The organism is Stenotrophomonas indicatrix, assembly GCA_041545745.1.
In the GTDB taxonomy this organism is placed as follows: domain Bacteria; phylum Pseudomonadota; class Gammaproteobacteria; order Xanthomonadales; family Xanthomonadaceae; genus Stenotrophomonas; species Stenotrophomonas indicatrix_A.
Genome location: CP168152.1, coordinates 3,194,281 through 3,220,275, shown reverse-complemented (window position 1 = coordinate 3,220,275; position 25,995 = coordinate 3,194,281). Strand labels below are relative to the sequence as shown.

Annotated in this window: 21 protein-coding genes; 16 read left to right on the top strand and 5 right to left on the bottom strand. The window is 67.1% G+C overall.

What is annotated here, in order from left to right:
* Nucleotides 1-11: 11 nt before the first annotated feature.
* Both greB and ACEF39_RS14855 read right to left on the bottom strand, forming a co-directional pair.
* A complete protein-coding gene (greB, locus tag ACEF39_RS14860) occupies nucleotides 12-527 on the bottom strand; it encodes a transcription elongation factor GreB (protein WP_500285597.1) in 516 nt (171 codons plus the stop codon).
* A gap of 84 nt (nucleotides 528-611) precedes the next feature.
* Nucleotides 612-2,117: a helicase HerA-like domain-containing protein gene (locus ACEF39_RS14855; protein WP_500285596.1), complete on the bottom strand. Its 1,506-nt coding sequence runs from the start codon at nucleotides 2,115-2,117 to the stop codon at nucleotides 612-614.
* 122 nt (nucleotides 2,118-2,239) lie between these two features.
* Between ACEF39_RS14855 and ACEF39_RS14850 the strand changes: the two genes are divergently transcribed.
* Together ACEF39_RS14850 and ACEF39_RS14845 are read left to right on the top strand one after the other, a co-directional pair.
* Nucleotides 2,240-3,850, top strand: coding sequence for a transglycosylase SLT domain-containing protein (locus ACEF39_RS14850; RefSeq protein WP_500285595.1), 1,611 nt, complete (start codon nucleotides 2,240-2,242; stop codon nucleotides 3,848-3,850).
* A gap of 23 nt (nucleotides 3,851-3,873) precedes the next feature.
* The gene (locus ACEF39_RS14845; protein ID WP_099819030.1) at nucleotides 3,874-4,221 is read left to right on the top strand and encodes a ribonuclease E inhibitor RraB; all 348 of its coding nucleotides are present in this window, start codon (nucleotides 3,874-3,876) and stop codon (nucleotides 4,219-4,221) included.
* Nucleotides 4,222-4,290: 69 nt separating this feature from the next.
* On the opposite strand, the gene asd is transcribed toward ACEF39_RS14845, so the two are convergent.
* Nucleotides 4,291-5,133, bottom strand: coding sequence for an archaetidylserine decarboxylase (gene asd, locus ACEF39_RS14840; RefSeq protein ID WP_025876139.1), 843 nt, complete (start codon nucleotides 5,131-5,133; stop codon nucleotides 4,291-4,293).
* Nucleotides 5,130-5,780, bottom strand: coding sequence for an SCO family protein (locus ACEF39_RS14835; protein WP_500285594.1), 651 nt, complete (start codon nucleotides 5,778-5,780; stop codon nucleotides 5,130-5,132). The genes asd and ACEF39_RS14835 overlap by 4 nt, the downstream gene beginning before the upstream one ends.
* 123 nt (nucleotides 5,781-5,903) lie before the next feature.
* Between ACEF39_RS14835 and prmB the strand changes: the two genes are divergently transcribed.
* The 14 genes from prmB (at nucleotide 5,904) to ACEF39_RS14765 (ending at nucleotide 25,026) form a co-directional block, all read left to right on the top strand.
* On the top strand, nucleotides 5,904-6,833 hold the full coding sequence (prmB, locus tag ACEF39_RS14830; protein ID WP_100461075.1) for a 50S ribosomal protein L3 N(5)-glutamine methyltransferase: 930 nt from the start codon (nucleotides 5,904-5,906) through the stop codon (nucleotides 6,831-6,833).
* The gene (gene aroC / locus ACEF39_RS14825; protein WP_500285593.1) at nucleotides 6,830-7,933 is read left to right on the top strand and encodes a chorismate synthase; all 1,104 of its coding nucleotides are present in this window, start codon (nucleotides 6,830-6,832) and stop codon (nucleotides 7,931-7,933) included. Before prmB ends, aroC begins: the two co-directional genes overlap by 4 nt.
* Nucleotides 7,926-8,963 carry a 2-hydroxyacid dehydrogenase gene (locus ACEF39_RS14820; RefSeq protein WP_500285592.1) on the top strand — a complete coding sequence of 346 codons (1,038 nt, stop codon included), beginning with the start codon at nucleotides 7,926-7,928 and terminating at the stop codon, nucleotides 8,961-8,963. Before aroC ends, ACEF39_RS14820 begins: the two co-directional genes overlap by 8 nt.
* Before the next feature lie 91 nt (nucleotides 8,964-9,054).
* Nucleotides 9,055-10,083, top strand: a complete 1,029-nt coding sequence (locus ACEF39_RS14815) for an aspartate-semialdehyde dehydrogenase (RefSeq protein WP_500285591.1) — start codon at nucleotides 9,055-9,057, stop codon at nucleotides 10,081-10,083.
* A gap of 149 nt (nucleotides 10,084-10,232) precedes the next feature.
* Complete coding sequence (locus tag ACEF39_RS14810) at nucleotides 10,233-12,209, top strand: FimV/HubP family polar landmark protein (protein WP_500285590.1); 1,977 nt, start codon at nucleotides 10,233-10,235, stop codon at nucleotides 12,207-12,209.
* Between the two features lie 23 nt (nucleotides 12,210-12,232).
* Nucleotides 12,233-12,592 (top strand): VOC family protein, encoded by a 360-nt coding sequence (locus tag ACEF39_RS14805; protein WP_500285589.1) that lies wholly within the window; start codon nucleotides 12,233-12,235, stop codon nucleotides 12,590-12,592.
* 32 nt (nucleotides 12,593-12,624) lie between these two features.
* Nucleotides 12,625-13,395: a tRNA pseudouridine(38-40) synthase TruA gene (gene truA, locus ACEF39_RS14800; protein ID WP_033831657.1), complete on the top strand. Its 771-nt coding sequence runs from the start codon at nucleotides 12,625-12,627 to the stop codon at nucleotides 13,393-13,395.
* Nucleotides 13,392-14,048, top strand: a complete 657-nt coding sequence (locus ACEF39_RS14795; protein WP_025876155.1) for a phosphoribosylanthranilate isomerase — start codon at nucleotides 13,392-13,394, stop codon at nucleotides 14,046-14,048. The genes truA and ACEF39_RS14795 overlap by 4 nt, the downstream gene beginning before the upstream one ends.
* Before the next feature lie 168 nt (nucleotides 14,049-14,216).
* Nucleotides 14,217-14,891 (top strand): hypothetical protein, encoded by a 675-nt coding sequence (locus tag ACEF39_RS14790; RefSeq protein WP_500285588.1) that lies wholly within the window; start codon nucleotides 14,217-14,219, stop codon nucleotides 14,889-14,891.
* Nucleotides 14,888-16,906 (top strand): flotillin family protein, encoded by a 2,019-nt coding sequence (locus ACEF39_RS14785; RefSeq protein WP_500285587.1) that lies wholly within the window; start codon nucleotides 14,888-14,890, stop codon nucleotides 16,904-16,906. Before ACEF39_RS14790 ends, ACEF39_RS14785 begins: the two co-directional genes overlap by 4 nt.
* Before the next feature lie 82 nt (nucleotides 16,907-16,988).
* Nucleotides 16,989-22,361 (top strand): DNA repair ATPase, encoded by a 5,373-nt coding sequence (locus ACEF39_RS14780; RefSeq protein ID WP_500285586.1) that lies wholly within the window; start codon nucleotides 16,989-16,991, stop codon nucleotides 22,359-22,361.
* 5 nt (nucleotides 22,362-22,366) lie between these two features.
* Nucleotides 22,367-23,065, top strand: coding sequence for a hypothetical protein (locus ACEF39_RS14775; RefSeq protein ID WP_500285585.1), 699 nt, complete (start codon nucleotides 22,367-22,369; stop codon nucleotides 23,063-23,065).
* Nucleotides 23,066-23,108: 43 nt separating this feature from the next.
* Nucleotides 23,109-24,218 (top strand): toxic anion resistance protein, encoded by a 1,110-nt coding sequence (locus ACEF39_RS14770; protein ID WP_500285584.1) that lies wholly within the window; start codon nucleotides 23,109-23,111, stop codon nucleotides 24,216-24,218.
* 130 nt (nucleotides 24,219-24,348) lie between these two features.
* A complete protein-coding gene (locus ACEF39_RS14765; RefSeq protein WP_500285583.1) occupies nucleotides 24,349-25,026 on the top strand; it encodes a hypothetical protein in 678 nt (225 codons plus the stop codon).
* 52 nt (nucleotides 25,027-25,078) lie between these two features.
* Here ACEF39_RS14765 and ACEF39_RS14760 read toward each other — a convergent pair whose 3' ends face one another.
* Entirely contained in the window at nucleotides 25,079-25,966 is an 888-nt protein-coding gene (locus tag ACEF39_RS14760; protein ID WP_500285582.1) for a LysR family transcriptional regulator, read from the bottom strand.
* Nucleotides 25,967-25,995: the final 29 nt, after the last annotated feature.

Sequence of the window (25,995 nt, the reverse complement as noted above, 5' to 3'; positions counted from 1 at the left end):
CCGCCACAGGCTCAGCCGTTGGGCGCAGCTTCGTACTCCACACCGATCACCGCAAAGGTGTGGTTGCCACTGGGCAGTTCCACCGAAAACTCATCATCCAGGCGCTTCTTCAACAAGGCCCGCGCCAACGGCGAATCGATGCTGATCCAGCCCAGTCCTGCATCGGTCTCATCCGGCCCGACGATGCGGTAGCGGCTGGTCTGCCCGCTGTCCACGTTCTCCAGTTCCACCCACGCACCGAAGAACACCGCTTGCGGATCGGTCGGCGTGGTGTCGACCACGCGCAGTGATTCCAGGCGCTTGGTCAGGTAGCGCACGCGACGATCGATCTCGCCCAGCTGCTTCTTGCGGTAGGTGTATTCGGCATTCTCCGAGCGATCGCCTTCGGCCGCGGCGGCGGCCAGCGCCTTGACCACCTCGGGTCGACGTACCCGCCACAGCTCATCCAGCTCGGCCTTCAAGCGTGCATGGCCGGCGGCGGTGATCAGCGCGGTGCTCTTTTCTGCGGGGGGACGCCAACGCGACATGTAATGCGGCTTCTCGTGCGGAATGAAACAACTACGGCGCGCCGTCGCCGGCGCGCCGTGAAGGTGAAGGTACTACCGGGGCTCTCAGCGCTTGCCGCCGAAGATGCCACCGAGGATGCCACGCACGATCTGGTTGCCCAGCTTGGTGCCGACCGTGCGCGTTGTCTGCTTGGCCATCGTCTCGATCATGCCCTGGCGGCGCTTGGTGCCAAAGATTGCGTCCTTGATCGACTGTCCGAAGCCGCCTTCCTGCGCCTCGTCCTGCTCACGGCTGCGCGCGGCCGGTGCATCGGCCTTCTCGACGGCCTTCTGCGCGCGCTGGGCCAGCAGTTCGGCGGCCGATTCGCGGTTGACGGCAGTGTCGTAGCGCGTGCCGACCGGGCTGCCGGCGCGCACCTGCACACGCTCGGCCTCGGTGATCGGCCCCATGCGGCAGCGCGGCGGGGCGATCATCGTCTGCTGCACCGGCATCGGTACGCCCTTGTCCTGCAGCGTGGACACCAGCGCTTCACCGGTACCAAGCTGGCTGAGCACCTTCACCACATCCAGCTTCGGGTTCGGCACGAAGGTCTCGGCGGCGGTCTTCACCGCCTTCTGGTCGCGCGGGGTGAATGCGCGCAACGCGTGCTGCACGCGGTTACCGAGCTGGCCGAGGATGTTGGCCGGCACGTCGTCCGGGAACTGCGAGCAGAAGTACACGCCCACGCCCTTGGAGCGGATCAGCCGCACCACTTGTTCGATGCGCTGTACCAGTGCGGGCGGCGCATCGTCGAACAGCAGGTGTGCTTCGTCGAAAATGAAGACCAGCTTCGGCTTGTCGAGGTCGCCCACTTCCGGCAGCTGCTCGAACAGCTCCGACAACAGCCACAGCAGGAAGGTGGAGTACAGCTTGGGCTTGAGCACCAGCTGGTCGGCGGCAAGGATGCCGATCACACCGCGGCCATCATGGTTGACCCGCATGATGTCGGCCAGTTCCAGTGCCGGTTCGCCGAAGAAATGCTCGCCGCCGTCCTGCGCCAGCCGCAGCAGGGCGCGCTGGATGGCCGCCACCGACTGCGCGCTGACCAGGCCGTACTCGGTGGAAATGTCCTTGCGCTCCTCGGCCACCAGGCCGAGCAGGGCGCGCAGGTCGTCCATGTCCAGCAGCAGCAGGCCGCGGTCATCGGCCAGCTTGAACACGATGTCGAGCACGCCGGCCTGGGTGTCGTTCAATTCCAGGATGCGCGCCAGCAGGGTCGGCCCCATCTCGCTCACGGTGGTGCGCACCGGGTGGCCGAGCTTGCCGTACAGATCCCAGAACACGGTGGGGCTGCCCGCCGGGGCGTAGTCGCCCACGCCGATCTCGGCCGCGCGCTTGAGCAGGTTGTCAGCGCCGGTACCCGGCACCGCCAGACCAGACACATCGCCCTTCACATCGGCCAGGAACACCGGTACCCCGATCCGCGAGAAGCCCTCGGCCAGGGTCATCAGGGTCACGGTCTTGCCGGTGCCGGTAGCGCCGGCCACCAGCCCATGGCGGTTGCCGAGTTTCGGCAACAGGGTGACAGCCACATCGTCGGTGATGCCTTTGCCGAGCAGAATCGGATCCATGGTCCAGCCCTTGTGATGAATGTGCCAATGCTAACCGCCGACAGTGACGGGCCGAAGGTCGGCTTGCCCCGACCTTGGCAGCGCCGCTACTCTGCCTGCCTGTTTCATACACAGTGCCACCAATGCCCGTTCCTGTCCTGATTTCCCGCACCTGGCCGCTGCTGGCCCTGGCTGGCCTGGTTTCCCTGGCGCCGGAGGCCCACGCACAGCGGGTTTCGGCCAAGGACAAGGTGAAGGTGGATGCGCTGCAGCAGCGCATGACTGCTGCCGAGAAGCGCTACAGCGATGCCGTGCTGCTGGTGGCCAACGCCGATCCGAAGGGTCGCAACGAGGCCGATGCTGCGCTGGAGGACATGGAAGATGTCATCAGCGAGTGCGTGAAGCAGAAGGGCTGCCAGATGAGCAACATGCTGGCGAGCTACAAGCGGCTGCTCAAGCACGATGCCGATGCCGCCGCCGATGATGACGTGGCCGATGAAGCCGGCGACCGCCTGGAAGCCGACCCGGACCATGTCGGCCCGCTGGCTGCCGACGTGCCCGAGGCGGCCCGCGCGGCAGCGCTGCTCAACGACAAGCGCCATGCCTTCGACAACATGGTCGAGTACAACCCGGCCGTGCAGGCCGGCATCCGCCGCTGGCTGACCGACATGCGCCCGGCGCTGATGACCACCTACGAGAACTACCAGAACCTGCGCGCGGTGATGTGGCCGGAATGGGAGAAGCGCGGCCTGCCCGAGGCGCTGCTGTTCGGCATCATGGCCAAGGAGTCCAATGGCCGCGTGCATGCGTCCTCACGCGCCGGCGCCGCGGGCCTGATGCAGTTCATGCCGGCCACCGGCCGCCGCTTCGGCCTGGGCCCGGACGGTACCGGTTTCGATACCCGCTTCGACGCGCGCAGCGCTGCCGAGGCCAGCGCGACGTACCTCAACGAGCGCATGCGCGAACTCAACAACAACGTCGAACTGTCGCTGGCCGGCTACAACGGCGGCGAGGGCCGCGCGGCGCGCGTCTACAAGCAGTACCCGGGCCAGAGCTTCTGGGTGGACAGCGTCTACAACCAGTTCCCGGGCGAAACCAAGGACTACGTGCCGATGGTGATCGCCGCGTCCTGGATCTTCCTGCACCCGCAGCAGTACGGCGTGGAGTTCCCGAAGATCAACGCACAGCCGGCCACCATCCGCCTGGCCCGCTCGACCACGATCTACGAACTGACCATCTGCCTGGGCAGCCATGGCACCCGCGATGGTTACATGCGCGCATTGCGCAACCTCAACCCGCGCTATGAGGCCGATGGCTGGATTCCGGCAGGAACCCTCATCAACGCCACCAACCGCATCGCCGGCCTGTACACGCGCAACTGCGTCAGTGGCCCGCGTGCCGATCTGGCCCGTACCCTGATCACCGCAGACCTCAATGCGGCGATCATACGCCCGAGCGCCGCCAGCTACACCGGCAGCGTGGCCGTGGGCGGGGTGGTGCCGGTGGTCGATCCCAATGCCGCCAGCAGCGTGTCGACCACGCCCGCAGCGCCGGTCGCTGCGCCGCGCCCGGCGCCGGCCCCGCGTGCAAAGCCGGCCCGCAGCTACAAGGTCGGCAAGGGTGAGACCCTGGGCCGGATCGCCGCGAAGTTCCAGTGCGATGTGCCGGTGCTGGCCCGCGCCAATGGCCTCAAGGCCCCCGGCTACAGCCTGCGCCACGGCCAGGTGCTGAAGCTGCAGGGCTGCGACAAATAATCTCTCCGCACTCTGGATATCGCATGGACCTCGAAGACACCCGCAACCTGTTCACCAACCTCCGCGAGAACACCGATTGGGACCTGGACGCCCCGCTGCTGTGGGGGTACTTCTTCGTGCACTCCACTGCCGAGCCGCTGCAGGCACTGGGCACCCACCTGCAGGCGCAGGGCTATGTGCTGGTGGAACTGTTCGAGCAGGAGCCGGAAGACGGTGACGCTGCATTCCACGTGCTGCACGTGGAGCGTGTGGAAGTCCACGACGAAACCTCGCTGGACAAGCGTAACCAGGAACTGAGCGCGCTGGCCACGCAGATGGGCGTGGAAGACTACGACGGCATGGACGTCGGCCCGGCGCCGACCCTGCAGTAAGCAAAAAGGGGACGGAGGGGATTAAGTCGCTTGTGTCACAAACGACTTAATCCCCTCCGTCCCCTTTTCTCAGCGCAGCTTCGCCAGTGCCTGGCCCAGCTGCACCGGATGCTCGGCATCCAGATGCGGGGCGAATTCGGCCACCCCCGGTGGCAGCAGCACGATCACGGTCGAGCCGTAATTGAAGCGCGCCATCTCTTCGAAGCGCTGCAGGGTGATGCCGCGGCCCCGGTAATCCTTGCGGGTGATGCGGTCGCCGTAGTGCGGAATCTCTTCGCCGCTCCACACCGTTTCCACGCCCGACACCAGCAGCGCGCCGACCATCACGCTGACCATCGGGCCGAAACTGGTGTCGAAGTGGCAGACCAGGCGTTCGTTGCGTGCGAACAGGCCTGGCACGTTGTTCACCGCGGCCGGGCCAACGCTGAACAGGCGGCCGGGTACGTGCACGGTTTCGCGCAGGGTGCCGGTCCACGGCATGTGCACGCGGTGGTAGTCGCGCGGTGACAGATACACCGTGGCATACAGGCCCTCATTGAACGGCTTGGCGTCCTCGGCGCTGCCCAGCAGTTCGGCGGCGGTGAAGGACTGGCCCTTGGCCTGGAAGATGCGGCCGGCGTCGATCTTCCCGAGCTGGCTGATGCGGCCGTCGGCCGGCATCACCAGGCTGCGCGGATCGGCATCGGCCACGCGCGCGCCGGGTTTCAGCGCGCGGGTGAAGAACTGGTTGAAGGTCGGGTAGCTGCGCGGGTCCGGATTGGCCGCTTCATCCAGGTTGACGTTGAACTTGCGGGTGACCGTGTCGATCAGCCAGCGCGATACGCGCGGGTTGTCCGAGTACGCCAGCGAACGCGCCATCGAGGACAGCAGGCGGTGGGGCAGGACGTACGTCAGGGCGGTGGTCAGACTCATGGGGCGGATTTCTCGGTCAGCTTCTGCAGGTCGCGGGCGATCGCCGGCGCGTTGAACGGGGGCCGCACCAGGCCGGCAAGCCGGCCCTGCGGGTCGAGCACGGCCAGGCTGGCAGAGTGCTCGAGGGTGTAATCCTCGGGATTCTCGTCGAAGTGCTTGCCCGGCACCTTCTGGAACACGAAGCCCAGCGAGGTGGCAAAGCGCTCCAGCGAGGGGATGTCGGCGGTGGCCGCGAGGGTGTCCTTGTGGAAGCCATGGGCGTACTCGCCGAGGCGCATCGCGGTGTCGCGCTCAGGGTCGACAGAGACGAACAGCACGCGCGGGCGCAGGCCATCGGGCAGGGCTTCCCACTGGTTCTGCGCACCGGCCAGCTCGGCCAGGGTGGTCGGGCAGACGTCCGGGCAGAAGGTGAAGCCGAGGAACACCAGGGTCCAGTGGCCCTTCAGTTCGCCGGGAATCAGGCGCGTGCCGTCGGACTGGGCCAGGTTGTAGTCGGGCAGGGCGCGCGGCTGCGGGTACAGGGTGATCGCTTCGGTGGCCGGCTGCCCGGCCGGCGGCTTCGGCGCGAACACCTGCTGGGCGGCGAGCAGGCCAAGGCCCGCTGCCAGGGCGATCAGCAGGATGATGCCGACGTTGCGATTGAACATGGGATTCCGCCGCAGGAAGTGGCCACCATCATACCGGCTGTGACTGGATCGTTTCCGCCGCAACGGATGCCGGCGCAGGCGGCAACCCCTATAATCGGGGGCCACTTTGCCCGCAGTACCGCCATGACCGCTGAAACGGCCGCCGAACTCCATACGATCATCGATCTGATCCGCTACGGCACCAGCCGTTTCAACGCTGCGGGCCTGACCTTCGGGCACAGCTACGACAATGCCCTGGACGAGGCCACCCAGCTGGTGCTGCACGGCCTGCATCTGCCGCACGACCTTGGCCCGGCCTACGGCCAGGCGCGCCTGCTGCGGGAAGAGAAGCTGGCGGTGCTGGAGCTGTTCCAGCGCCGCATCGACGAGCGCATCCCGGCCGCCTACCTGACCGGTGAAGCCTGGTTCGCCGGCCTCAGCTTCAAGAGCGACACGCGTGCCCTGGTGCCGCGTTCGCCGATCGCCGAGCTGATCGAGTGCGGCTTCGAGCCGTGGCTGGCCGGCCGTGATGTCAGCCGCGCGCTGGACCTGTGCACCGGTTCGGGCTGCATCGCCATCGCCATGGGCCACTACTACCCGAACTGGGAAGTGGACGGCGTGGACCTCAGCGATGAGGCGCTGTCGCTGGCCGAAGAGAACAAGGAACGTCTGCAGGCGCACAACGTGACCCTGCTGAAGTCGGACCTGTTCAACGGCCTGACCGGCCGCCACTACGACCTGATCGTCACCAACCCGCCGTACGTCACCAATGACGAGACCGATGCCCTGCCGCAGGAATACTCCTACGAGCCGGACATGGGCCTGCGTGCCGGCGACGACGGCCTCGACCTGGTGCTGAAGATCCTGCGCGACGCGCCGCTGCACCTGAGCGAGGACGGCCTGCTGATCTGTGAAGTGGGCGAATCCGAACAGCACCTGATCAAGCTGCTGCCGGAAGTCGATTTCGCCTGGGTCGAGTTCAAGGTCGGCCAGATGGGCATCTTCGCGGTCGAGTGCCGCGAGTTGATCGCCCACAGCGCACGCATCACCGAATTGGCGGCACAGCGCCCGTGAGCTCCAATTCGTTCGGCAAGCTGTTCACCGTCACCACGTTCGGCGAATCGCACGGGCCGGCCATCGGCTGCGTGATCGATGGCTGCCCGCCGGGGCTGGCGCTGGACGCGGCCGAATTCAGCCACGACCTGCAGCGTCGCGCCACCGGCAAGAGCCGGCATACCTCGGCGCGGCGCGAGGCCGACGAGATCGAGATCCTGTCCGGGGTGTACGAGGGCCTGACCACCGGCACCCCGATCGCGCTGCTGATCCGCAACACCGACCAGCGCAGCAAGGACTACAGCAACATCGGCCAGCAGTTCCGTCCGGGTCATGCCGACTACAGCTACTGGCACAAGTACGGCATCCGCGACCCGCGCGGTGGTGGCCGTTCTTCGGCGCGCGAGACCACCATGCGCGTAGCCGCTGGCGTGGTCGCCAAGAAATGGCTGGCCGAACGCTTCGGCGTCACCGTGCGCGGCTACCTGTCGCAGCTGGGCGAGATCACCCCAGCCGGTTTCGACTGGTCGGTGGTCGAAGACAACCCGTTTTTCTGGCCGCATGCCGCGCAGGTGCCCGAGCTGGAGGCGTACATGGATGCGCTGCGCAAGTCCGGTGATTCGGTCGGCGCCTGCGTGGACGTGGTCGCCGACAATGTGCCGCCGGGTTGGGGCGAGCCGATCTACGGCAAGCTCGATGGGGAACTGGCCGCCGCACTGATGAGCATCAACGCGGTGAAGGGCGTGGAGATCGGCGACGGTTTCGCCAGCGCCATGCAGAAGGGCACCGAGCACCGTGACCTGCTGACCCCGCAGGGGTTTGCCAGCAACCACGCCGGCGGCATTCTCGGCGGCATTTCCACCGGCCAGCCGGTAGTCGCCTCAATGGTGCTCAAGCCGACCTCCAGCCTGCGCCTGCCGGGTGAGTCGCTGGATACGGCCGGCAATGTGGTGGAGGTGGTCACCACCGGCCGCCATGATCCCTGCGTCGGCATCCGCGCCACCCCCATCGCCGAGGCGATGATGGCACTGGTGCTGATGGACCAGGCGCTGCGCCACCGCGCGCAGTGCGGCGACGTCGGCACCATCACTCCGCGCATTCCCGGCCAGCTTGATGGCTGATGCGCGGCCGACGGTATGGGTGAGCCAGCCGCTGATCGACGCGGCCATCGCGCCGCTGCGCGATCGCGTGCAGCTGCGCACCACCGATACCGTCACCGCCTGGTCGCCGCAGCAGATCGCCGCGCAGCTGGCTGAAGTCGACGGTGCGATCATTACCCTCAACGAGCGCATCGGTGCGGCCCAGGTCGCTGATGCCGCGCAGCTGCAGGTGATCGCGAATGTCGGGGTCGGCTACAACAATCTGGACGTCGACGCGCTCAGCGCCGCCGGCATCCTCGCCAGCAACACCCCGGACGTTCTCACCGAGACCACCGCCGATCTCGGCTTCGCCCTGCTGATGGCCACCGCGCGCCGGATCACCGAATCCGAGCGCTGGCTGCGCGAGGGCCAATGGGGGCAGTGGTCGTTCCAGACCATGCTCGGCGCCGACATCCATGGCAGCACGCTGGGCATCCTCGGCATGGGCCGCATCGGCCAGGGCATCGCCCGTCGCGGTGCGCACGGCTTCGGCATGAAGGTGCTGTACCACAACCGTTCGCGGTTGCCGGCCGACGCCGAAGCCGCGCTCGGTGCGACCTATGTGGATCTGGACATGCTGCTGGCGCAGTCCGACCATCTGTTGACCGTACTGCCGTACACCGCTGCTTCGCACCACATCATCGACGCCGCCGCGCTGGCGAAGATGAAGCGGTCCGCCACGCTGGTGAACATCGCCCGCGGCGGCATCGTCGACGAACTTGCGCTGGCCGATGCACTGGCCAACGGCCGGCTGGCGGCGGCCGGTCTGGATGTCTACGAAGGCGAGCCGAATGTGCGGCCGGAACTGCTGGCCCTGCGCAACATCGTGCTGACTCCGCACATCGGCAGCGCGTCGCTGGCCACGCGTACGGCGATGGTGCAGATGGCCGTGGACAATCTGCTGGCCGGGCTTGGCCTGGACGGAAGCCCGTCGCGCATGCCGAGTGCGATCAACGCCGACGCGGCCCTTGCCGCGCGCGCTTCCATGGATAAAAAAAGCGGGAAACGATAGGGAACCTCCGCGCATCCATCCGTGGAGGCTCCCCGAACCCAGCTGTCGTGCGTGAGTTTTCCCCCCTTCCCGTTTTCGTGAGAGTTCCCCCATGAGCAATGCACAACGCAGCTTCCACGTCGCCATCGTCGGCGCCACCGGTGCGGTCGGCGAGACCATGCTGGCCATCCTGGCCGAACGCGATTTCCCGATCGGCACCCTGAGCCTGCTCGCTTCCGAGCGCTCGGCCGGCGGCGAAGTGGAATTCAACGGCAGCAAGGTCAAGATCCAGGACCTGGCCACCTTCGACCCGAGTGGCGTGGACATCGCCCTGTTCTCGGCCGGTGGCAGCGTGTCCAAGGAATACGCCCCGAAGTTCGCCGCCGCTGGCGCGGTGGTGATCGACAACTCCTCCGCCTTCCGTTACGACGATGACGTGCCGCTGGTAGTGTCGGAGGTCAACCCGGACCAGATCGGCAACCGTCCGCGCGGCATCATCGCCAACCCGAACTGCTCGACCATGCAGATGCTGGTTGCGCTGGCACCGCTGCATCGCAAGTACGGCATCGAGCGCATCAACGTGTCCACCTACCAGTCGGTATCCGGCGGTGGCCGTTCGGCGCTGGAAGAGCTGGGCAAGCAGACCGGCCAGCTGTTGAGCTTCCAGGAAATCGATCCGCAGCGTTTCCCGGTGCAGATCGCCTTCAACCTGATCCCGCACATCGACGACTTCCTGGACAACGGCTTCACCAAGGAAGAGATGAAGCTGGTCTGGGAGACCCGCAAGATCCTGGGCGACGACAGCATCCTGGTGAACCCGACCGCTGTGCGCGTGCCGGTGTTCTATGGCCACTCCGAATCGGTGGCGATCGAAACCCGTGACAAGGTGACCGTGGCCGAAGCGCGCGCGCTGCTGGAACAGTCGCCGGGCATCGAGGTGGTGGATCGTCACGAGGCCGGTGGTTACCCGACGCCGGTCACCCATGCCTCGGGCACCGACGCGGTGTACGTCGGCCGCATCCGTGAGGACCTGTCGCATCCGCGCGGTCTGAACCTGTGGATCGTGTCGGACAACGTGCGCAAGGGGGCTGCCCTCAATGCGGTGCAGCTGGCCGAGCTGGTCGCCGCCGAGAAGCGCTGATCCCGCTGTTGCATGACCGGTAGCGCCGGCCGCTGGCCGGCATTGCCTTATCGGTGCATGCCCGTGCCTGCCGGCCAGCGGCCGGCACTACCGCAGGCCGAATCCCCGGTGGGTGCGGACCTTGGTCCGCACGCTTTATAGTGTCGCCCATGAATAAACGAGCCAAGGGCGCACGGCGTCCGCTCACCTGTCTCTCCGCCGCGCTGCTGGCCCTGGTCAGCAGTTCAGCCATGGCGTTGGGGCTGGGCGACATCCGGGTCCTGTCCAAGCCGGGACAGCCGTTGCTGGCCGAGATCCCGGTGATCTCCGCCGATCCATCCGAACTTGAGAACCTGCGCGTCGCGCTCGCCTCGCCGGTCACCTTCGAGCGCGTTGGCCTGCAGCGTCCGGTAGGCCTGGTCAGCGAACTGCAGTTCGAGTTGACCCGCAACGCACAGGGCAGGGCGGTAGTGCGGGTGACCTCGCAGACGCCTGTGGAAACACCATCGCTGAGCTTCCTGGTCGAGGCCGATTGGGGTCAGGGGCGTCTGGTGCGTGAATACTCGGCTCTGGTCGATGCACCGGCCAGTGCACTGGCCGTGGCCGAACCGGAGATCGTCGCGCCGGCCGGCGTGCTGTCGGACACCATCGTCCGCGATGCGCCTGCCGCCGCTGCAACCGCAGCCGAGCCGGCACCAGCCACGTCGGCAGCCGCACCTGCTGCACCGCGTCCGCGCGCTGCGGCACCTGCGCCAGCAGCACCAGCGCTGGCAGCAGACGGCAGCGTGACCGTGCAGCGCGGGCAGACGCTTTCGCAGATCGCCGGCTCGCTGGCGCGTGGCAATCAGATCAGTCGCGACCGGGCGATGATCGCGCTGTTGCGTGCCAACCCCGAAGCCTTCATCCGAGGCAACGTCAACCTGCTCAAGCAGGGCGCGGTGCTGCGCATGCCGGGCGATACCGCACTGGCCGCAGTGGATGCGGCCGAGGCCGCCGCGCTGGTTCGCGAACACGCCGCGCAGTGGCGGCAGGCACGCACCGTGCCGCAGCCAGCCGGCGCCCCGATGCCGGTGGTCAAGGCCGATGGCGCCGTTTCTTCCCCGGCTGCGGCCACAGGGGCACGACTTGAAATCGCTCCGGCGCTGGCATCCGACGCCGCGCACGCGGGCACAACCACCGGCACCAGTGCCGGCAGCGAGGGTGACATGCTGGGCAACGAACAACTGCGCCAGGCCAAGGAGGACATCGCCACCCGCGATGCCGAGATCGGCGATCTGAAGCAGCGCGTGGCGGAGCTGGAGAAGCTCAAGGAGCAGCAGCAGTCACTGATCGCGATGAAGGACAACGACCTGGCCGCCGCGCAGCAGCGCTTGGCACAGGCGCCCGGTGCGCCGGGTGCCGGTACGCCGTGGTACTGGCTGGGCCTGCCGCTGCTCGTGCTGGTTGCCTTGGGCGCCTGGTTGCTGCGTCGTCGCAAGCCTTCGCCGCTGCCGCCGCTGCGTGAGGAACACGATGCCGCCGGTCTGGCGGCAGCGCTGCCGGCAGGTGCCGCGCTGGATGCCCTGGCCGAGCAGGACGCCGGGGTGGGGTTCGCGGCCGAAGGCGGACGTCAGGAACCGGCGATGCCGGCCTGGGCCAGCACCGCCGGCCCTGATGCGCCGGATGCGGAAATCCGTGAGGATGCCTCGCCGGCCGAGTGGCGGGCGGGTGAGCTTGATGAAGGTGAGCTGGCCGAACTGCCTGCTGCGGTGAACGACCTGCCGCGCTGGGACGATGCTGCTGCCGCTGCCCCGGTCGCGCCGACCGAGGCCGCCGAGGTGGCCGTGCCCGACTACGCGCTGCAGGCCGAACAGGAGCCGCAGTTCCGCGGTGTGTTCGATCTGCCTGCCGAATCGCATGAGCATGACACGGCTGCACCAGTCGGTCCGCACGACGACCATGCTGCCACCGAGGACGCCGTCGGGCCTCCGGCTGGCAATGGTCATGACTGGACCCCGCGTGTCGGCCAGGAACGGCTGGAACTGGCCATCGCCTATCTGGACCTGGGCGACGCGCAGACCGCGCGCACCCTGCTGCGCGAGGTTGCCGAAGGTGGCGATCTGCATTGCCAGGCGCAGGCACGCGAACTGCTGGCCCGTCTGCCCTGACACCCCTTCGACAAGGACCTGCGATGACCCGCGAACGCCGTCTCGACTACGTTGAATTCGCCTCGAGCAGCCCGGCTGCGAGCCGCGCCTTCTTCGAGGAGGTGTTCGGCTGGACATTTGTCGATTACGGCAGCGACTACACCGCCTTCGATGATGGCCGCCTGCAGGGAGGCTTCTTCCGCGGCCAACCACAGCGTGCCAGCGAAGGCGCGCCACTACTGGTGCTGTATGCCGACCAGCTGGCGCCGATGGAAGCGGCCGTGCGCGCCGCCGGTGGCCAGATCGTGCGCACCGTGTTCTCTTTCCCCGGCGGCAGCCGTTTCCAGTTCGTCGAGCCCGGTGGCAACGAACTGGCGGTCTGGTCCGAGCGCGACCCGGCCTGAGCGCCGCCCCACCCGCAACATCGAGGTAGCACATGCGTTACGCGCTCGGCGTCGAGTACGACGGCAGCGATTTCAGGGGCTGGCAGAACCTGGGCGAGGGCGGCCCCAGTGTCCAGGCCAGCCTGGAACAGGCCCTGTCATCGGTGGCCGACACCCCCTTGCAGGTGGTCTGCGCCGGCCGCACCGATGCCGGCGTGCACGGCCAATGCCAGGTCGTGCACTTCGATACCGACGTGGTGCGTGATCCGCGCGCCTGGATGCTCGGCACCACCACCCGCTTGCCGCGTTCGATCGCGGTGCGCTGGTGCGTGCCGGTGGCCGATGACTTCCATGCCCGCTTCTCCGCGCGGGCACGACGCTATCGCTACCGCCTGCTCAACCGCGAAGTACGTCCGGCGCTGGGTCGGCAGACCCTCAGCTGGGAGCGGCGCCCGCTCGATGCCGAGCGCATGCACCTGGCCGGGCAGGCCCTGCTGGGCGAGAACGATTTCAGCGCCTTCCGCTCGGTCCAGTGCCAGGCCCTGCATGCCCGGCGAGAGCTGCAGTCGCTGCAGGTCAGCCGCCACGACGACGTCATCGAGGTGGCGGTGCGTGGCAATGCATTCCTTCATCACATGGTCCGCAATATCGTCGGCTCGTTGATTCTGGTTGGCAGTGGAGAGAAACCGGTGGAGTGGATCGCCGAACTGCTGGCCGGGCGCGACCGCACCGTGGCCGGTCCCACTGCTCCTCCGCAGGGACTGGTGTTCCTGGGGCCGCTGTACCCCGACAACTGGCATCTGCCCGCCGAGGTAACGCTATGAGCCGCTCCTACTACCGTACCCGCATCAAGTTCTGTGGCATGACCCGTGCCGGCGACGTGCGCCTGGCCGGCGAGCTGGGCGTGGATGCGGTGGGCTTCATCTTCGCCCGCGAGAGCAGCCGCCGGGTCGCGCCGGCCGAAGCGCGCGCGATGCGCCAGGCGATCGCACCGATGGTCGACGTGGTGGCGCTGTTCCGCAACAACAGCCGGGAAGAAGTGCGCGAGGTGCTGCGCACCGTGCGGCCGACCCTGCTGCAGTTCCATGGCGAGGAAGACGAGAGCTTCTGCCGCAGCTTCAACATGCCTTACCTGAAGGCGATCGCCATGGGCGGGCGCGAGGAGATCAATGCGCGCACCCTGCAGCTGCGCTACCCCAGCGCCGCCGGCTTCCTGTTCGACAGCCATGCGCCGGGCGGCGGCGGCGGTACCGGCGTGGCCTTCGACTGGTCGCGTATCCCCACCGGCCTGCACCGGCCGTTCCTGCTGGCCGGAGGCCTGACGCCGGAGAACGTGCATGACGCTGTGCTGGCGACCCTGCCGTGGGGCGTGGATGTGTCCAGTGGCATCGAACTGGAGCCGGGCATCAAGGACGGCTACAAGATGCGCACGTTCGTGGAAGAAGTCCGGCGCTCCGACTGCGCCGTGCTGGATTGAGACACGGTCACTTCCGAGGTGTCCGGTCTTCACATTTGAGCCTGCACACCCTCTTCACATAGGATGATCCCAAGCGTGCTGGCCATGAGGGCCGGCACGAGGATCGACGGAGCCGCTGGTGGCGTGCTCCGAACGGGCGCCTGGCGCCCCCGCCCAGGAAGGCAAGCGATGCAGGAATTCCTAACCGTCGTACTCGGTTATCCGACCCTCCCGTACAGCGTGGCGCTGGCGGTGGCGGTCCTGTATTGGGGAATTGCCGCCTTCGGCCTGGTCGATGACGGTTTCGGCGAGGTTGGTGCCGACGGTGCCCTCGAAGGCGACGCCCATCTCAGTGGTCTGTCCGCCCTGCTGGCGCGCTGGGGCCTGGGCGGCGTGCCGCTCATGGTGGTGGTGACGCTGCTGAGCCTGTTCGCCTGGACCCTCACCTACTTCATCCATCTGTACCTGCTGCTGCCGTTGCCCGACCTGCTGCGCTGGTCATTGGGCACCGTCGTGGCGGTGCTCGCACCACTGCCGGCCGTGCCGGTCACCGCGCTGCTGCTGCGCCCCATCCGCCGCTTCCTGCTGCGCCTGCGCCCGGTGCCGCAGGCCTCGCTGCTGGGCCGCGTTGGCGTGGTCGCCTCGCCGAAGGTCGACGCACGCAGTGGCCATGCCACCGTCGACGACGGCGGTGCCGGCCTGGTACTGCAGATCCGCAGCGACATCGAACTGCAGCGCGGCGAGCGCATCGTGCTGGTCGAGCATGTGGCTGCACAACACCATTATCGGGTGGTCCGCGCCGACGCGGTCGCCCTCGACTTCCAGGACAACCTGCTTCCGGGCAACAAGGAGAATCATCAATGACGTTGGAATCCGCACTACCTTTCCTGGCCATCGTGGGCACCATCGTGGCCCTCCTGCTCGGCGTGGCCGGCCTGTTCAAGGCGTTCTACCGCAAGGTCGACCAGGGCGTGGCGTTGATCGTCAACGACATGAGTGCGACCCCCAAGGTGCATTTCACCGGCGCGCTGATCATTCCCGTGCTGTACCGCGCCGAGCTGATGCGGATCAGCCTGATCACCCTGCAGATCGACCGCCGCGGCAAGGAAGGCCTGATCTGCCGCGACAACATGCGGGCCGACATCGCCGTGGCGTTCTACCTGCGGGTCAACGAGACCCAGGCCGACGTGCTGCGCGTGGCCAAGGCCATCGGCGCAGATCGCGCCTCGGACAAACACGCGGTCGATGAGCTGTTCAACGCCAAGTTCTCCGAAGCACTGAAGACGGTCGGCAAGAAGTTCGACTTCACCGAGCTGTTCGAGAAGCGCCAGGAATTCCGCGACGAGATCATCGCGGTGATCGGCAACGACCTCAATGGGTATGTGCTGGAAGACGTGGCCATCGACTACCTGGAGCAGACTCCGAAGTCGCTGCTGGACCAGTTCAACATCCTCGACGCACAGGGCATCCGCAAGATCACCGAGCTGACCGCTGCGCAGAACGTGGTGACCAACGAGCTGGAGCAGAACGAGAAGCTGGCCATCACCAAGAAGAACGTGGAAGCGCGCGAAGCGTTGCTGGCGCTTGAACGCCAGCAGGCCGAGGCCGAGGCACGGCAGAAGCGCGAGATCGAGACCATCCGTGCGCGCGAGGAAGCCGAGACCGCCAAGGTGCAGGAAGAACAGCGCCAGCTGTCCGAGAACGCCCGCATCGAAGCGCAGCAGGTGATCGACATCCGCGAGCAGAACCGCATGCGCGAAGTCGAAGTGGCCGAGCAGAACCGCCAGCGCGCCGTGGCCATCGAAGCCGAGCGCGTCGAACGTGCACGCCAGCTGGAGCAGGTCACCACCGATCGCGAAGTACAGCTGCAGGGCGTGGAGCGTGACAAGGTGGTCGAGCAGGGCAAGATGGACGTGGCCAACATCACCCGCGAACGCATCTCCATCGACAAGACCGTGGCGCAGGAAGAAGAGCGCATCAAGGAAGTGCGCGAAGTCTCCGAGGCCGACCGCCAGAAGCAGGTGCTGATCCTGGAAGCTGAAGCCAAGGCGCAGGAATCGCTGGTGCGCGAAGTGAAGGAAGCACAGGCCCGCGAGACCGCCTCCAAGCATCGCGCAGTGGAGCTGACCACGCTGGCGCAGGCCGAGCACGAAGCGGCCGGCAAGCAGGCCGAGGCCAAGCGCCTGCTGGCCGACGCGTTCCGCGCCGAACAGGCGGCACCCGGGCTGGCCGAAGCGCAGGTGCGCGAAGCATCGGCGTTGGCCATCGAGAAGGTCGGCATCGCCGAGGCGCGCGTGATCGAAGCCAAGGCCGAAGCGAACCTGAAGCAGGGCAGCAACGAGGCACGCGTGCTGGCCGAGACGCTGCAGGCACAGGCACAGGGCGAGGAAAAGATGGGCCTGGCCCGCGCCACCGCCACCGAATCGCTGGGCAATGCCGAAGCCGGCGTGGTGCAGAAGAAGCTGCTGGCCGAAGCCGAAGGCCTGGTCCGCAAGTTCGAGGCCATCGCCTCGCTGAGCGACCAGGCACGTGGCCACGAAGAGTTCCGCATGATGCTGGACAACAGCCTCAAGCAGGCGCTGGCTTCGATCGAAGCCGGCAAGGAAGTCTCGCGCGAGAACGCCGGCGTCATCGCCAGCGCCCTGCGCAATGCAGACATCGACCTGATTGGTGGCGACGGTGGCATGTTCGAAAACCTGATCAAGGCGGTTTCGCTGGGCAAGTCGATCGAAGGCTTCGCCGGCAAGAGCCCGATCGTGCAGGACCTGATGCAGCGCTACCTGGGCGTCAACGTGGCCGACAACGCGCCGCGGCAGATCGCCGAGGACGTGGAGACCGTGCCCGTCGAGTCGACCGCTGTGGTCGACAGCGCGCGCTGATCCACCCGGCGATGGCCACCGCCATCGCCCACCCGTGCCGGCCGCATCGACGGCCGGCCGTTCGTGAGCCGGAAACCTGCTGATGTCCGAAATCAAACCGTCCACCGAGACCGCCGTGCCAGAGGCTGCCGGCGATACCGTCGACCAGGCCGTGGCCCAGGGCGGCGCCTATGAAGTCCTGCGGCGCCGTCTTGGCGAACAGGGCCAGCGCCTGCAGGCCGTTGCCGAGCAGCTGAACCGCCAGCGCCTGGTCGAGTTCGGCGACAGCCGCCTGGAGGTGATCGGTCGCTTCCGTATCCGCAGCGAGAACAACTGCGTCGGCCGCGACATCGTCCAGGTCGGTCCGGACCGCCTGCTGTTCGGCTACAACGTGTTCATCGGGCTGAAGACCCAGACCCGCATCGAAGATGTGTTCGGCCTGTACCGGCTGGTGCAGGGCGCTGAGGGCTACGACGTCGCCGCCCTCGAGCTGAAGGGCAGTTTCCTCGATCAGCCCGGCTTCGTGCACGACTTCAACGAGCTGTACGCCTACTACAAGCATGCGCGCCTGCTGCAGCTGATTGTGGTAGGCGACAAATTGCTGGCCTCGTTCCAGATCGGCGAGCGCAGCAGCGACGTGCGCGTATTCCGCTGGGCGCTGGCACGCGATGGTGAATTGACCTACCTCGACGCCCGTGGCGAGCGCGACATCGCCCTGCCGCCGCCCTTCGATTTCGAATGGACCCGCGCCACCCGCGACCTCGCCGTCAACGGCCGCCATTCGCATCTGAACATCCTCGACACCCTGTTCGTGGAGACCACCGGTGGCGACCTGACCATCAAGGTGGAGAACAACACCGAAACCGGGCAGGGCATCTACAGCGAACCGGTGGAAGACAGCACGCAGTCACTTGACGATGCGCAGTTCGAGTTCGCCCGGGTCGGCTCGCTGGTGCTGCTGAAAGTGTTGCCCTACCGCGAAACCGAATGGCGCGGACTGATCTACAACACGCTCACCGGTGACATCGTGCGCAACGATGCCATCGTCCAGGCCTGTGTGCAGCTGCCCGAAGACCACGGCATCATCTTCCCCGGCGGCTATTACCTGCAGGGGGGCGAGCACAAGGCGTTCGACGCCTCGATGGATGGCATGCAGTTCAAGCGCAGCATCCGTTCGCCCAACGGCGAGGACGTGCTGTACATCTTCTACGAGCGCGAAGGCGGGCGCTCGGCGCTGTTCGTCTACAACACCATCCAGCGCGTGCTGCAGAATCCGGTGTTCGGCCACGGCTACGCCTTCATGCAGGACGGACGCATGGTGCTGTTCCATGCCGAAGGCAGCGAGCCGACCCGCATCCATCCGATGCAGGTCTGGCAGACGCCTTTCAGCAGCGATGAGTTCGCCGCCAGCCGTCCGCCCGGTAATACCTTCATGGGCCGCATCGGCAACGCCGAGCTGGTGCGTGGCATCTCCAACCTGTTCAACCTGGCGCGCGGGATCGACGGCCAGGATGTATCGGTGCAGCGCTACCAGCGCCTGGTAGCCGACACCCGGCGGCTTTTCGATGCGCATCATTGGCTGGGTGACGAGGCCTGCGATGGGGCTGAAGCCCTGCTGCGGCAGATCAGCGCCACCGGCGAATCGGTGCTGGACGAATACGAAAAGGTGCAGTCGATCCGCCAGCAGTCGGCCCAGGCAATGGTCGAGGCCGAGACCACGCACAAGGCGCTGCTGGGCCGGCTGCAGCCGGAAAACTGGAACGAGGTGCAGGCCTTCGTCGAAGCGCTCAACGCGATCACCGCACTGCGCGGTCGACTGCTGACCATCCGCGAACTGCGCTACATCGATACTGCGCGCATCGAGGCGATGGCCGCCGAGCTGGTGCAGGCGCACGACCGTGTCGGCGCCGCCACCGGAGCCTTCCTTGCCGGCGATGCAGCACTGGCCCCCTTGACCGCCCGCATGCAGGCGCTGGACGAAGCCGCACAGCAGGCCGCCAGTGCACGCCAGCTGGATGAGCAGCTGGACGGCCTGCGCGGCATGGCCGGCGATCTGGACATGCTGTCCGAGCTGATGGCCGGGCTGAAGGTCGACGATGCGACCGCGCGCACCCGCGTGGTCGAATCCATCTCGCTGCTGTACGGGCGCCTGAACCAGGCGCGCGCGCGCGCCGAACAGCGCCGCAGGTCGCTGGGCTCGGCCGAAGCCGTGGCCCAGTTCGCCGCCCAGTTCGCCCTGTTCTCGCAATCGATCACCAGCGCGCTGGCAATGGCGAGCGACCCTGAGCGTGCCGACGAACAGTTGTCGCGCTTGCTGGTGCAGCTGGAAGAACTGGAGAGCCAGTTCGGCGAGCATGAGCAGTTCCTCGGCGACATCCTGAGCAAACGCGAAGAGCTGGTCGAAGCCTTCGATACGCACAAGCAGGCCCTGCTGGATGATCGCCAGCGCAAGGCGCGCTCGGTGCTCGATGCCGCCAACCGCATCCTGGATGGTCTCGGCAAGCGTACCGAGCGGTTCGGCACGGCCGACGAACTCAACGCGTTCTTCGCCGGCGATCCGCTGATCCTCAAGCTGCGTGAACTGGCCGAGCGCCTGCGTGCGCTGCGCGACAATGTCAAGGCTGACGATGTCGAGGCGCGCCTGAAGGGCGTCCGCGACCAGGCTGTGCGCCAGCTGCGTGACCGCAGCGACCTGTACGAGGCGGGTGGCAACGTAGTCCGCCTTGGTCCGCGCCATCGATTCAGCGTGAACACCCAGGCGCTGGACCTGACCCTGCTGCCGCGTGGCGAAACCCTTGCCATCCATCTCACCGGCACCGACTTCCTGGAGACCCTGCACGATCCCGAGCTGGATGCGCTGAAGCCGTTCTGGCAGGTGACCCTGGATTCGGAGTCGGCAGCGATCTACCGCGGCGAATACCTGGCCGGGTGCCTGTTGCTGGCGGCGGAGGAGGGCCGCGATGGCCTGGACCTGGCCCAGCTGCAGCACGATGCAGCCGAACCCGAAGCGCTGGACCAGCGGGTCCGTGCCTTTGCCGCGCCGCGTTACCGCGAGGGTTACGAGCGCGGTATCCATGACCATGACGCCGCCCTGATCCTGCGCGCGCTGTTGCCGTTGCAGCAGGCGGCCGGTCCGCTGCGGCATTCGCCCCACGTGCGCGCGTTGGCGCTGTTGTTCTGGGCCGCGCGGCAACGCGATGAAGCCGTGGCGCAGTGGCCTGGCCGGCAGGCCGGCGCGGAGGCCATCGCGCGCCTGTTCGGTTCCGATGAGGGGCGTCAGGCGCTGCGGGCGGAAATGGCGAAGGCGCTGCATGACTACGCACAGACCCATGCATTGCCGTTCGACGCCGCCGCCGCCGATGCTGCAGCGGCGTATCTGGGCGAAGAACTGGTCGCCGGCGAGCCGGTGTTCAGCAGCAGCCGCCACGCGCAGGCACTGCTGGACGCGCTGTCGCAGCAACTGGAGCAGGCGGGCCAGCGTGAAGCGCTTGAACGTGCGCTGCAGCGCTCGCAGGATCCGCTGGCTATGCGCTGGGCGTTGGCCGGGCAATGGCTGCGGGCGCTCGCCGGGCTGCCGGCACAGTCGGCACATGCCGGCTATGTCGAAGAAGCGGCGGCACTGCTGCTGGTGCAGCGACAGCTGCGCACGCGTGCCAGCGATGCACCGCTGCAGGCGGAGGTCAGTGGCCTGCTGGGCGAGCATGCCCGCATCCACAACGGCAGCCTGACCGTGTCGCTGGATGATTTCCTGGCACGCCTGCAGCACCACCTGCAGTCCTTCGTGCCGGCATTCCACGCCTATCAGGCGGTGCGCCAGGGCATCATCGGCCGCGAACGCGAAACCCTGCGGCTGTCGGAGTTCAAGGCGCGGCCGTTGTCGTCCTTCGTACGCAACAAGCTGATCAACGACGTGTATCTCGGCGTGATCGGCGACAACCTGGCCAAGCAGATGGGCACTGTTGGCGAGAACAAGCGCAGCGACCTGATGGGCCTGCTGATGATGATCTCGCCGCCGGGCTACGGTAAAACCACGTTGATGGAGTACGTGGCACATCGCCTCGGCCTGGTCTTCATGAAGATCAACGGCCCCGCACTGGGCCACGAAGTGCGGTCGCTGGATCCCCAGCAGGCACCGGACGCCACCTCGCGGCAAGAGCTGGAAAAGCTCAACCTGGCGTTGGAGATGGGCAACAACACCATGCTGTATGTCGATGACATCCAGCACACGCACCCCGAGTTCCTGCAGAAGTTCATCTCGCTGTGCGATGGCACGCGCCGCATCGAAGGCGTATGGCGCGGCCGTACGCGCACCTACGACATGCGTGGCAAGAAATTCTGCGTGGTCATGGCCGGCAACCCGTACACCGAGTCCGGCGAAGTGTTCAAGATTCCGGACATGCTGGCCAACCGTGCCGACATCTACAACCTGGGCGATGTGCTCGGTGGCATGGAAGCAGCCTTCACTCTCAGCTACATCGAGAACAGCCTGACCTCCAACCCGGTATTGGCGCCGCTGGCCACGCGCGAGATGGCCGACCTGTACCTGCTGGTCGACCGCGCGATGGGCAAGGATGTGTCCAGCAACGGCCTGAGCCACGCCTACAGCAGCGCAGAGATCAACGAGATCACCGCCACCTTGCAGCGCATGCTGCAGGTCCGTGATGTGGTCTACAAGGTCAACCAGCAGTACATTGCCAGCGCTGCCCAGGATGACCGCTATCGCACCGAGCCGCCCTTCCGCCTGCAGGGCAGCTACCGCAACATGAACAAGCTGGCGGAGAAGATTTCGCCGGTGATGAATGACGACGAGCTGCAGCAGCTGATCTCTGACCACTACCTGGGCGAAGCGCAGCTGCTGACCACCGGTGCCGAAGAGAATCTGCTGAAGCTGTCCGAGCTGCGTGGCGTGCTCGATGAAGAACGCGCGCAACGCTGGGCGCAGATCAAGCGCGATTTCCTGCGCAACAAGGCGATGGGCGCCGGTGACAGTGATGTCGGTGGGCGCGTGGTCGCGCAGCTGGCCGACATCGCCAGTGCGTTGCAGCTGCCGCCACCGCCGGTGGAGGTAGCCGCCGCACCCGAGCCGGCGCCATGGCCAGCCCTGCTGGCAGCGCTGCAGCGCTTGGCCGATGCACGTCCGGCCAGCGCGCCGGCTGCCGCCGTACCGCAGGCCGCAGCCACGCCGTTGGCCGAAGACCTGCAGGCCGGCCTGGCACCGCTGCTGCAGCTGCTGGTCGCCTCGCAGGAACAGCAGGTGCAGCTGTCGCAGACGTTGGCGGCGTTCGCCGGGTGGGCACGGCAGCAGGTAACTACCGATGTGACCACGACGGACACGCGTCGTCGCCCGCGCGTGCGTCGTGCAGCGACTCCGGAAGAACGTGCGCTGGACGAAGCGCTGATGCGCCACTTCTACGGCGAATCATTGCCGTCGGAAACGCTGGCTGATGACGGCCCACGGCCGCCGCCGCTGCCGTGACCTGTGTGCGCTCCCTGCCCGAACCCGCGCTTCCGGCGTATGCCGACGTAGCCGCGCTGGCTGCGTATGGCAGCCCCTTGCTGCAGCTACTGGCCGAGCCGACGCCGTTGCAGGCCGACGCGGGCGGCGAAGGACTGGTGGCTGCGCTGGCGCGGATCGCCTTGGCCCTGCAGGCCAGCGATCCGGCGCGCCTGCGGCGGCAGGAGAGCTGGTGGGGGCGCCTGCTCGGCCGCGACGTTGCGCGCCAAGCGCAGGCGCAGGAGCTGCAGGCGCAGCTGGGCGTACTGGTGCTGCAGGCGCGCGAGCAGGCGCAGGGTCTCGCGCAGCGTGTGCAGCAGCGTGCCCAGACCATCATCGACAACGACGCGGCTGCCGCCGCGTTGGAGGCCTGGGCCACGTTCGGCGCCGCGCAGTTGGCGAGCCTGAAAGGCGCTGCGCAGACCGCGCTGGCCCCGCGTGTGGGCCACCTGCAGCGGTTGGCCACGCTGCGGCGCATCGAAAGCGGGCAGTGGCAGCTGCTGCAGGAGCAGGACGAAGCCCTGCTGCAGCGCTTCATCCGCATCCACGATGTCCTGCTGCCGGCCTGGCGCCAGGCCGCGCTGGCTGGCCAGGCACAGGCCCAGGCTGCACAGGCCGCGCACGCGACCACGCTGCAGGCCCAGATCGACGACGAAGTGGCCGCTGCTCAGGCTAGACTGCGCTGAGCCGGCCGCCGCTGCCGCTTATCCACTGCAAGGACACTGCCCGATGACCCAGGACAGCCAGAACTCCGGCACGCTCGTGCCCGCCACGGCCCCCGTTCCCGAACTTGATGACAGCACGTTGAAGGCCCTCGGCCTGGTCCGCGACGACCTGCCGCGCATCGCCGAAATCGGTCGCGAGCTGGAAGACCTGCGTCCAGGCAACCTGCAGGTGTTCGGCCGTGAGGCCGCCGCACGGACAACGGCGTTCTCCAGCCAGCTGCTGGACCAGGTGCGCAACCGTGACCTCGACGCCAATGGCGAGAAACTCGGCGAAGTGGTGCGCATCGCGCGTGAGCTCAAGCTGGATGGTTTTCCCCAGCGCTCGAAGGTGCCGTTGATCGGTGGCCTGATCGATCGCCTGCGTTCTTCCAAGGGCGAACTGGTGCAGAAGTTCAGCGATACCAATTCGCAGATCGAACAGCTGCTCGGCGACGTGGGCGCGCAACAGGCGCTGATGGGCAAGCGGGTGAGCGATTTCGACCGCATGCATGACATCGTCCGCGAGGAGCGTCACGCCCTGGGCCTGTATGCCGCCGCCGGCAAGCAGCGCCTGGCCCAGCTGCAGTCCGAGCAGTTGCTGGGGCAGGGCAGCGAAGACCCGCAGCAGCGCATCCGCCAGAGCGAGATCGACAATGCGATCCGCCTGATTGAGAAGCGCGTCTCCGACCTGCAGCTGATGCAGCACGCGGCTGATCAGTCGCTGCCGATGATCCGCCTGATCCAGGCCAATGCGTTGCAGCTGATCGAGAAATTCAACACCGTCCGCGACATCACCATCCCCTCGTGGAAGCGTCAGTTCGCGATCCAGTTGTCGCTGGGCGAACAGAAGAACGCCGCCGAACTGGCCAACGCCATCGACGATGCGACCAATGAGCTGATGCGACGCAATGCCGACCTGATGCGCCAGGCCTCGGTGGACACTGCACGCAGCAACCAGCGCGGGGTGATCGACGTGGCCACGTTGCGCCACGTGCACGATCAGCTGATCGCCACGGTCGAAGAGGTGCGCAGCATCCATCGCGAGGGCATGCAGCAGCGTCAGCAGGCCGAAGTCGAGCTGTCGCGCCTGCGCGAGGACCTGCAGCAGCGCCTGGCGGCGCCGACGGCGTCGTAGCGGTCACCCTACATCCACCAGGCATCTGGCCTGACACAATGCACCCAACCTGCCACGGCTGGGGGCCAGCCGTGCGCGTTCCACCATCGCGCGCCGTCTGCGGTGCGACATGCCGTCAATGAGGTTGCAAATGGATATGCCCCTTCTCCGTCCGCACATGGCCCGCATCGCCGGTGTTCCAGGTTTGCTGCTCGCTCTGGCTGCGTGCGCCGCCGGAGAATCGTCGAGCCCGGCCACTTCGTCGCCAACCATTGCAACGGCGCCCGCCACTGCTTCGACGGCCGCACCCGTGTCTGCATCAGCATCGGCCGACAACGGGTTCGTCGCGTTGATCCAGGCCAGCGGGGTGAAATGCAGCGACGCCAGCAATGGCGCTGGCTGCACGGCTGGTGACGTCGACAGCGGTGACTTCTACGACGTCGAGCTTTCCCCGGCCTGTAGCGAACAGGGCTTCTTCGCCGGCGTTGCCGAGGACAAGGGCGTGGACACCCTGGACGCAGTGCCGAGCACCGGCAGCAGGGTTTCGACGACCGCAAGGCTGTCGAAAGGGCAGCTGGTCTGCGTACAGGGCATCGGTCGTGCCGGACAGAATCCGCTCTTTTATTACGTGGTCGCCATTCCCGCCGCAACAGTCGGCAAGTGCAAAGGCAGCGCGTTGTGTGAGACCTATGGTGACAGGCCCATCAGCGGCATGAAGGAAATGGGAAGCGAAGCCTGCCACGTGGCAGGGCCGGGACACTACGCTGGCAATTGCGCGCAGGGCTGGGTCAGTGCTGACGTGCTCGACCTGTTTTCTGACGGGATGTAATCGACGTCAAGCGAGGTTGCCTGCCCTGGCGGCCACTTCGTGGCGGCGATCTTCACTTCAGCTGGGCTACCGCCCAATCGGCCAGCGCGTCCACGCGCGCATCGACAGGGCCGTCCGGGCGCGCCAGCACCCAGAACCCGCCGGTCGCGGCAAATCCCCACGGTGCCACCAGCCGCCCGGCTGCCAGATCCTCTGCCACCAGTGGCTCCGGCGCGATCGCCGGGCCCAGCCCCGCTACCGCTGCTTCCAGCAGGTAGTACAGGTGTTCGAAGCCGGTGCCCAGCTGCAGCTGGGCCGGGTCCAGCCCGTGCGACTGCGCCCAGGCTGGCCACGCTTGCGGGCGCGAACTGGTGTGCAACAGCGTCTCCCGCAGCAAGGCCGACGGCGGCATATGGTGCAACCGCTGCGCCGCCGGGTGCGAGGGGGACACCACCACACCCACCCGTTCCGGTGCCAGCTCGCGCACCTGCCAGCCGCGCGGCCATGGTCCCTGCGCCAGCAGCAGCACCGCATCCAGCGTGGCCTGCGTCTCGGTGAAACTGCCATCCAGAGCGGACCACTGCAGGCGCACGCCGGGCAGTGCCGCCTGCAGTGCCGGCAGCCGCGGAATCATCCAGCGCGCCAGCACGCTGCCGCTGCATCCCAGCACCAGCGCTGGTGAAGCCGCCGGCCGCCGCAACGCGCGCACGCAGTCCTCGATGCCGGTGAAGGCCTCGCTGCATGCTTCCTGCAGGCGGGTGCCTGCCGCAGTCAGGCGCAGGCCGCGACCAGCACGCTGGAACAGGGCCAGGCCCAGATGGTCTTCCAGCAGCTTCAGTTGCCGGCTGACCGCGCCATGGGTCACATGCAGGGCCTGTGCAGCGCGGCCAACGCCGCCCAGCCGTGCGGTGGCCTCGAACGCCCGCAGGGCATTCAAAGGGGGCAGCAATGACGCGCTCATGTGAGATTTCCTGACGGGATATGCCAGAT

Bases quoted from the DNA above. Each gene is read 5' to 3' on its own strand.
- ACEF39_RS14785 (WP_500285587.1), top strand. From the start codon at position 14,888: ATGACGTTGGAATCCGCACTACCTTTCCTGGCCATCGTGGGCACCATC.
- ACEF39_RS14780 (WP_500285586.1), top strand. From the start codon at position 16,989: ATGTCCGAAATCAAACCGTCCACCGAGACCGCCGTGCCAGAGGCTGCC.
- ACEF39_RS14855 (WP_500285596.1), bottom strand. From the start codon at position 2,117: ATGGATCCGATTCTGCTCGGCAAAGGCATCACCGACGATGTGGCTGTC.
- ACEF39_RS14810 (WP_500285590.1), top strand. From the start codon at position 10,233: ATGAATAAACGAGCCAAGGGCGCACGGCGTCCGCTCACCTGTCTCTCC.
- ACEF39_RS14820 (WP_500285592.1), top strand. From the start codon at position 7,926: ATGGCTGATGCGCGGCCGACGGTATGGGTGAGCCAGCCGCTGATCGAC.
- ACEF39_RS14770 (WP_500285584.1), top strand. From the start codon at position 23,109: ATGACCCAGGACAGCCAGAACTCCGGCACGCTCGTGCCCGCCACGGCC.
- ACEF39_RS14805 (WP_500285589.1), top strand. From the start codon at position 12,233: ATGACCCGCGAACGCCGTCTCGACTACGTTGAATTCGCCTCGAGCAGC.
- ACEF39_RS14815 (WP_500285591.1), top strand. From the start codon at position 9,055: ATGAGCAATGCACAACGCAGCTTCCACGTCGCCATCGTCGGCGCCACC.
- ACEF39_RS14850 (WP_500285595.1), top strand. From the start codon at position 2,240: ATGCCCGTTCCTGTCCTGATTTCCCGCACCTGGCCGCTGCTGGCCCTG.
- ACEF39_RS14790 (WP_500285588.1), top strand. From the start codon at position 14,217: ATGCAGGAATTCCTAACCGTCGTACTCGGTTATCCGACCCTCCCGTAC.
- prmB (WP_100461075.1), top strand. From the start codon at position 5,904: ATGACCGCTGAAACGGCCGCCGAACTCCATACGATCATCGATCTGATC.
- ACEF39_RS14845 (WP_099819030.1), top strand. From the start codon at position 3,874: ATGGACCTCGAAGACACCCGCAACCTGTTCACCAACCTCCGCGAGAAC.
- greB (WP_500285597.1), bottom strand. From the start codon at position 527: ATGTCGCGTTGGCGTCCCCCCGCAGAAAAGAGCACCGCGCTGATCACC.
- asd (WP_025876139.1), bottom strand. From the start codon at position 5,133: ATGAGTCTGACCACCGCCCTGACGTACGTCCTGCCCCACCGCCTGCTG.
- ACEF39_RS14760 (WP_500285582.1), bottom strand. From the start codon at position 25,966: ATGAGCGCGTCATTGCTGCCCCCTTTGAATGCCCTGCGGGCGTTCGAG.
- ACEF39_RS14765 (WP_500285583.1), top strand. From the start codon at position 24,349: ATGGATATGCCCCTTCTCCGTCCGCACATGGCCCGCATCGCCGGTGTT.
- ACEF39_RS14835 (WP_500285594.1), bottom strand. From the start codon at position 5,780: ATGTTCAATCGCAACGTCGGCATCATCCTGCTGATCGCCCTGGCAGCG.
- ACEF39_RS14795 (WP_025876155.1), top strand. From the start codon at position 13,392: ATGAGCCGCTCCTACTACCGTACCCGCATCAAGTTCTGTGGCATGACC.
- truA (WP_033831657.1), top strand. From the start codon at position 12,625: ATGCGTTACGCGCTCGGCGTCGAGTACGACGGCAGCGATTTCAGGGGC.